This is a genomic window from Okeania sp. SIO2B3, assembly GCF_010672525.1.
Taxonomy (GTDB): domain Bacteria; phylum Cyanobacteriota; class Cyanobacteriia; order Cyanobacteriales; family Microcoleaceae; genus Okeania.
Genome location: NZ_JAAHGH010000203.1, coordinates 1 through 4,688, shown reverse-complemented (window position 1 = coordinate 4,688; position 4,688 = coordinate 1). Strand labels below are relative to the sequence as shown.

Genomic DNA, 4,688 nt, shown 5'->3' with positions numbered 1-4,688 from the left:
CCCTTGCGCCTATCGGCGGCGCGGGGTCTGACCGCTTGCGTCTTTCGCCGACGCGGGTTCCCATCCGCAAAATGTTTATCGAAGCGTTTATGTCCCTGTCATGGTGAGCTGCACACTCTGGACAATCCCACTCTCTAATGTTTAATGGTAATTTTTCTACTGTGTGCCCACAACTAGAGCAACGCGCGCGAACTAGGGAAATATCTATCAATTTTGATTAACTCTCGGCCATACCAATCAGCCTTATACTCTAATTGCCTGACTAATTCGGACCAGTTGGCATCACTTATTGCTCTAGCTAATTTATGGTCTCTTGGTGCGCGTTCCGCAAACGAGCTGGCGTCGTCGCGGGGTCGCACCGCTTTTTGACCATATTTTTTACGGCTATTTCCTCAACTACAACAGTTTGATTTTCTCTGATTAGTTGAGTGTTAGAGTCGAAGGAAGCCTTCCGACTTCCAACTCTCCTTCAAAACCGGACGTGAGACTTTCACCTCATCCGGCTCCTCGATAACTCCATCCTTGTCATAGATACGAGAAACCAACGGGTTATCGTCATAGCTCCTTGAAGTTGGAACCATCTGATGCCGTTTTTGAGTCGTGGCAATGTCTATGTAGAAGTTGTAGGTTACTGAATGTATCCTTTCCACCGTTCTTAGAAACCTATGATAATCTATAGAAATCTATGATTATCTGTTCTATTCCTGTTTCTATCTGGCAACGTCGGCGTTATCCAGTCCACAGGCTGTCACGGCCGTTCGCGCTAGCGTTGCGGAGCAAACTGACCGCCATAGCTAAATTTAACGCTGCATTCAAGTCTCGTTCGCGCTAGCGTTGCGGAGCAATCACAACTAAAATTGCAGTGTTCGCAATTGAAAATGCGCTCTGATAACAACAGAGACTCTTTTACAGTTCCACAGTTAGAACAGGTTTTAGAACTGGGAAACCATCTATCAACTATGATTAACTCAGAACCTAATAACTGACACTTGTACTCTAATTGTCTTCTGAACTCGTAAAAACCCATATCGGCAACTGCCTTAGCTAACTTATGATTTGCCATCATTCCTGATACATTCAGGTCTTCACCCACCCCTCTAGCTCCCCTCCCGGGAGGGGATGGGGGTGGGTTGTGGTTTTTAGCCAAATAGGTTGTTAGTTTATGCAATGTATCTTTCCTGATATCGGCTACCTTTTTGTGTAACCTCGCTATTTTTAGCTGTGCTTTTTTCCAGTTGTTGGAAAACTTAGTTTTATGCCTATTTAGGTATTGCAATCGTGATAGTTTAGATTCTAACTTTTTGTAACTCAGCGCACCATCAAACACTTCCCCTGTTGACAATGTTGCTAAAGTTTTAATTCCTAAATCTACACCAACTACATCTACTGATTTCTCAGTAATTTGAGATTCTCTTTCTACTTTGAAACTGACAAACCATCTATCAGCTTTCTTGGCTTAAGTTACAGATTTAGGAGTAACGTTATCTGGTAAAACTTCATGAGTTTTAATCCACCCAATTCTTGGTAATTTAATCTGATGAAAACCTACTGATATTGAACCGTCTAAAGTAAAACTATCATCTCTACCTTTTTTCTTGAATTTAGGCACTCCCGATATTTTGGCAAAACAACGTTTCCAAGCTGATGATAAGTACCTTAAAGCATATTGGGGGGCACACTTAGAAACTTCATAATACCAATAGTTATTAGGTTTAACCATTGCTACTAATAGTTTGTGCAAATCGATAGCACTAGGAAATTTAAGTTTACTTTCAGGATTATTGGAATTGTGATTAAGGATGTTTCTAGTTAGCCATAATCCCCAGTTGTAAGCATGACGAGCTACAAAGCGCGTGTTTAGCCAGCAAGGTTTTTTGTTTATTATTTGGGTGTAACTCGGTTTTGAATCCTAGTAGCATAAAATCAAATATAGATTATCAGAGATAATACTAGATAATCATAGATTATGTCAAGCTGTTAATTACCCTTGCTTTTAGGTATGATGTGGTCAACTTCTAGTAGGTCTTCGCTTGTAAAGCTTAAACCACAGTGTGTGCAAATTCCCTTTTGTTTCTTAATTAATTTGGTTACTCTTGAAGGAGTACCAGGGTATTCTCCACGTCGCTTACTCCAGTAATTCCAATCACCGTTGTATGGACTAGCTTTACCTTTGACTTTTGTATGTCTGATTATAGGTGTACTAGCATGGGTTATTAACTCCATTCCATCTTCGGTGCAGAAGCACCATTTACGATTTTCTACCGTTCTCCAGTATTTATCTTTGTTGATGCGACCTTGTCCCCTGCGGTACGCTTTTTTTTAAAGTTAGGATACTTAGTACGTCCACTAAAAAAGTTAGTGTTTGCGCAGCATTCCGCAGGAAAAGCTGTTTGTAGATGTCTCAAGCCTTGCTGTAATGTTACACTGCTTACTTCTTTTAGGAAATCTAAATCTTCCTGTTTTTTCCAGTGAGTCAGCATAGCTGAAGTTTGCTTGTAGCTTACTCTTTCCTTGTGTTCATACCAAGCTTGAGTTCTGGCAGCTAAAGCTTTGTTGTAGATTAAACGCACACAGCCCAATGTCTTCCGCAACAGATTCTCCTGTTCTGGAGTTGGGTAGAACCTAAACTTGTACGCTTTCTCAACCATTTACTGCTTACTAAAAAATTAGTACATTTTAACATATTATGTGTGAAACCGCTCTTATTGATTGGCATTCCCATCCCTCCGCTCCCGATCTGCGGAGAGCGCGGGTATAAATGCCAACATTTAGATAAAATTGCGTATTGGATGCTACGCAGTTTATTTATAGGGCATTCATCCCTAACCTTTAGAGGATGAGAGAATTCTGCCCGAAATTCTGTTAAAACAAACATATTATATCTTCATTATATCTTCTCTAAGGCAAAAGGTCTTTCAAGCTCCATAGCACTTTGCCGGTAAAAAGCTAGTGATATTTGTTTGTTATAATACACAACTCTCCTATAAACTACTCAATATAAATTCATTGGAGCCTTTGACTAAGTGCGACTCGTTGGCCACTAAACCAGTGAAACTGAGTATAAACGGCCGTTCCAAGTCAACACATGAGGACAACCTCGACTTGTGAATAACTCTTATTACCTTGGTGGTGAAATTCCATCCGCCTTGTTGTTGGGTTGACAGCATAGGCCACGGAGTAGAGACTGAACATCAACCTCCGAAGCTGGCTTAAACGCGGGACAATACCAGTTACCAGGAACGATACCGCAAGCAGAGGCTGACAAGTGGACGAACAGGAAGGTAATTAAACTCTCGTCAAGGCTAACCATTCCAAAGGTAGCTATGGGATGTAGGACGAAAGTCAGAGGGTCAATGGATATTGCTATTTGGTTGGTAATATCAACAATCATATCGCACCCTCCGGGAGACTTTACCTCACTAAATCAGCCGTAATAAAGGAATAAGGGAACGAGGAAACCTCTAATTAAACAATGGTTAAAGTCTGGGGTGTTTGATAATAATCAATTCCACCCACCCCTCTGGCTCCCCTCCCGGGAGGGGATGGGGGTGGGTACACCACAGGGAGGGGTGATAAGTCCTCTACTAGCTAACATCGCCTTACACGGTATGGAAGAAAGATTAATGGAATTTGCCAAAACCATTGACCTTAAAGACCCAAAAACAGGTCGTCAGAAGAGTTGGCAAATGAAATGTCAAGATCTTACCATAGTACGCTATGCTGATGACTTCGTTATCCTACACGAAGACATCAAAGTAGTATTACAAGCAAAAAACGTAATACAGGAATGGTTAAACCAGGTAGGATTAGAACTAAAACCAGAGAAAACCAAAATTGCCCATACCTTAGAAGAATATGAAGGAAATCAACCTGGGTTTGACTTCTTAGGTTTTACAATCAGGCAATGGAAAGTCAAGACAACCAAACAAGGATTTAAAACGCTGATTAAACCATCTTCTAAGAGTATAAAAACCTATTATCGGAAATTAGCGAGTATATGTGATTCTCACAAAAATGTTCCCACTAAAGCATTAATAGTTAAACTAAATCCGGTAATTAGGGGATGGGCTAACTACTATTCAAGCGTAGTCAGTAAAGAGGTATTAACTAAAATTGACCACCTCTTATGGAAGAGATTATGGAGATGGACAAGTAGAAGGCATCCAAATAAGTCGGCTAAATGGGTAAAGAAAAAGTATTTCTCTGGCTGCAAAGAAACCAGGAATTGGGTACTTAATGACGGTGAATATATATTAAGCCAACACTCCGATGTTCCTATTGTAAGACACATTAAAGTGAAAGGTAATAAATCCCCTTATGACGGCGACTGGACTTATTGGAGTAATAGAATCGGTAAATATCCAGGCGTAAGGAAAGAAGTTACAACGCTGTTAAAACGGCAAAAGAATAAATGCGCATCTTGTGGACTAACCTTCAGACCAACTGACCTACTGGAAGTTGACCATATAATTCCAAGGTCTAAAGGTGGTGACAACACATATAAGAATAAACAATTGTTGCACCGACATTGCCACGATACTAAAACTACCTTTTAATAATGAATAATGAATAATGAATAATGAATAATTAGGGATTGCTGATTAAATCTCAAAGTTTTTACACATAAAGGTTTGAAGATTTTTAGGTATCAAAAAGTGCTAGCTTTTAGGTAGTTCCGGTTAAAAAAT

At 40.2% G+C, this 4,688-nt stretch carries 5 protein-coding genes and 3 pseudogenes; 1 reads left to right on the top strand and 7 read right to left on the bottom strand.

Annotation, left to right across the window (positions count from 1 at the left end; all coding sequences use genetic code 11):
* The 7 genes and pseudogenes from F6K15_RS37440 to F6K15_RS37410 form a co-directional block, all read right to left on the bottom strand.
* Positions 1-430: pseudogene (locus F6K15_RS37440) on the bottom strand (RNA-guided endonuclease TnpB family protein); the annotation flags it as partial.
* 125 nt (positions 431-555) lie between these two features.
* Positions 556-624 (bottom strand): annotated as a pseudogene (locus F6K15_RS39195) (HNH endonuclease); the annotation flags it as partial.
* Positions 625-763: 139 nt separating this feature from the next.
* Positions 764-1,402: an RNA-guided endonuclease TnpB family protein gene (locus tag F6K15_RS37430; RefSeq protein ID WP_293071102.1), complete on the bottom strand. Its 639-nt coding sequence runs from the start codon at positions 1,400-1,402 to the stop codon at positions 764-766.
* Positions 1,403-1,456: 54 nt separating this feature from the next.
* Positions 1,457-1,720: a hypothetical protein gene (locus tag F6K15_RS37425; protein WP_293071100.1), complete on the bottom strand. Its 264-nt coding sequence runs from the start codon at positions 1,718-1,720 to the stop codon at positions 1,457-1,459.
* Between the two features lie 85 nt (positions 1,721-1,805).
* Positions 1,806-1,919, bottom strand: coding sequence for a helix-turn-helix domain-containing protein (locus F6K15_RS37420; protein WP_293057464.1), 114 nt, complete (start codon positions 1,917-1,919; stop codon positions 1,806-1,808).
* Positions 1,920-1,977: 58 nt separating this feature from the next.
* Positions 1,978-2,223 carry an HNH endonuclease gene (locus F6K15_RS37415; RefSeq protein ID WP_363269541.1) on the bottom strand — a complete coding sequence of 82 codons (246 nt, stop codon included), beginning with the start codon at positions 2,221-2,223 and terminating at the stop codon, positions 1,978-1,980.
* Positions 2,224-2,300: 77 nt separating this feature from the next.
* A pseudogene (locus tag F6K15_RS37410) lies at positions 2,301-2,648 on the bottom strand (RNA-guided endonuclease InsQ/TnpB family protein); the annotation flags it as partial.
* A gap of 900 nt (positions 2,649-3,548) precedes the next feature.
* Between F6K15_RS37410 and F6K15_RS37405 the strand changes: the two are divergent.
* Complete coding sequence (locus F6K15_RS37405) at positions 3,549-4,556, top strand: group II intron maturase-specific domain-containing protein (protein WP_293071098.1); 1,008 nt, start codon at positions 3,549-3,551, stop codon at positions 4,554-4,556.
* Positions 4,557-4,688 lie beyond the last annotated feature (132 nt).